The sequence below is a fragment of the Conyzicola sp. genome (genome assembly GCF_057073975.1).
Map to the genome: position 1 here is coordinate 1 of NZ_JBXMIS010000133.1, position 2,287 is coordinate 2,287.

The window sequence follows — 2,287 nt, forward strand, 5'->3', positions numbered from 1 at the left end:
GGCTCGGCGAGGGTGAATACGGGTACATCGAATTCGAACACGTAGGTGGCTCCGAGAAACGGGAGGCCGCCGGTGTCAGAAGGTGAAGACGGCCTCGAAGTGGATGGGGTCGGCGAATGGCACGACAAAGTCGGTAGTCATCAATCGCTCCCTTCAATCCACGCGGCGGTGTCCGCGGTGCAAGTCTAGGCAGCCGTACGATGGAAGGCTATGTCTGACGCCCCGATCGTTATCTCCTACCCGCCTGAGCTGCCCGTCAGCCAGCGCAAGGACGACATCGCGCGCGCCCTGACCGAGAACCAGGTCGTCATCGTGGCGGGGGCGACGGGGTCGGGCAAGACGACGCAGCTGCCGAAGATCCTGCTGGAACTCGGCAAGACATCCATCGGCCACACCCAGCCGCGGCGCATCGCCGCCCGCGCCATCTCAGAGCGCATCGCCGAGGAGCTGGGCGAGGCGGGCCAGCAGCTCGTCGGCTACCAGGTGCGCTTCACCGACACGGTCGGCAAGAACACGCGCATCAAGCTCATGACCGACGGCATCCTGCTCAATGAGATCCACCGCGACCGCGACCTCAAGAAGTACGACGCGATCATCATCGACGAGGCGCACGAGCGCAGCCTCACCGTCGACTTCCTGCTCGGCTACCTCAAGCAGCTGCTGCCTCGACGCCCCGACCTGACGGTCGTCATCACGAGTGCGACGATCGACCCGGAGAGCTTCGCGAAGCACTTCTCGAAGCCCGACGGCACCCCAGCCCCCATCGTCGAGGTGAGCGGCCGCACCTTCCCGGTCGAGATCCGCTACCGTCCGCTCGTCGCCGAGACCACGGGCGAGGATGACGAGGAGCCGACCGAGGATCGCGACCCCCTCGAGGGCATCAACGCCGCGATCGACGAGCTGTCGCGCGAGGACCGCGGCGACATCCTCGTGTTCCTGTCTGGTGAGGCAGAGATCCGGGATGCCGAGGACGCCATCCGCGGACGCAACCTGCCGAACACCGACGTGCTCCCGCTCTACGGCCGACTGAGCGCCGCCGACCAGCACCGCGTGTTCCGCGGCGGTGGGTCCAACCGGCGCATCGTGCTCGCCACGAATGTGGCCGAGACCTCGCTGACCGTTCCGGGCATCCGCTATGTCATCGACGCGGGCACGGCACGCATCAGCCGGTACAGCGTTCGGTCGAAGATCCAGCGGCTGCCGATCGAGGCGATCTCGCAGGCGAGCGCCAACCAGCGCTCTGGGCGCTCGGGGCGCACGAGCCCCGGTATCGCCATCCGGCTCTACTCGGAGGAGGACTTTGCCCGCCGACCGGAGTTCACCGAGCCGGAGATCCTGCGCACGAACCTCGCCGCGGTCATCCTGCAGATGATCTCGCTCGGCCTCGGCGACATCGAGGCTTTCCCATTCCTGCAGCCACCGGACTCGCGGGGCGTGAAGGACGGGCTCGATCTGCTGCGCGAGCTGCAAGCCGTCACGAAAGACAACGGGATCACCCGCATCGGCAAGCAGCTCTCGCAGCTGCCGATCGACCCGCGCCTCGCGCGCATGGTCATCGAGTCGAAGCAGCATGCGGTCACGCGCGAGGTGATGGTCATAGTCGCTGCCCTCAGCATCCAGGATCCGCGCGAGCGCCCCCTCGAGAAGCGCGCCCAGGCCGATCAGTCGCACGCGCGCTTCACCGACCCTACGAGCGACTTCCTCAGCTACCTCAACCTCTGGAACTACCTCGAGGAGAAGCAGAAGGAGCTGAGCGGCAACCAGTTCCGCCGCCTCACCAAGGCGGAGTACCTCAACTTCCTTCGCGTGCGCGAGTGGCAGGACGTCTACCGGCAGCTGAGCCGCATGGCGAAGCCGCTCGGTCTCGTCATCGGGGACGCGCACGTCAACCCGGATGGCATCCACCGCAGCCTGCTCGCCGGGCTGCTCAGCCACCTCGGCCTCAAAGACGTGGCGAAGAAGGACTACCAGGGAGCGCGCCAGTCGCGCTTCGTCATCTTCCCCGGCAGCGCGCTGGCCAAGAAGCAGCCGAACGCGATCATGAGCGCGGAGCTCGTGGAGACGAGCCGCCTGTTCGCCCGCACCAACGCGAGCATCGACCTGGCGTGGGCGGGGGCGATCGCCGGCGACCTCGCCAAGCGCAGCTGCAGCGAGCCGCGCTGGGAGAAGAAGCAGGGCGCCGTCGTCGCCAACGAGAGGGTCACGCGCTACGGGCTGCCGATCATCCTCCGCCGCACCGTGCAGTTCGCCCGCATCGACCCGGAGTACGCGCGCGACCTCTTCATTC

The 2,287-nt window shown here is 67.1% G+C and carries 1 protein-coding gene; it reads left to right on the plus strand.

Features of this window, described 5'->3' with window-relative positions:
- Positions 1-210 precede the first annotated feature (210 nt).
- On the plus strand, positions 211-2,287 hold a 2,077-nt coding region (gene hrpA, locus AC14A7_RS11925; protein ID WP_484009321.1), incomplete at its 3' end, for an ATP-dependent RNA helicase HrpA.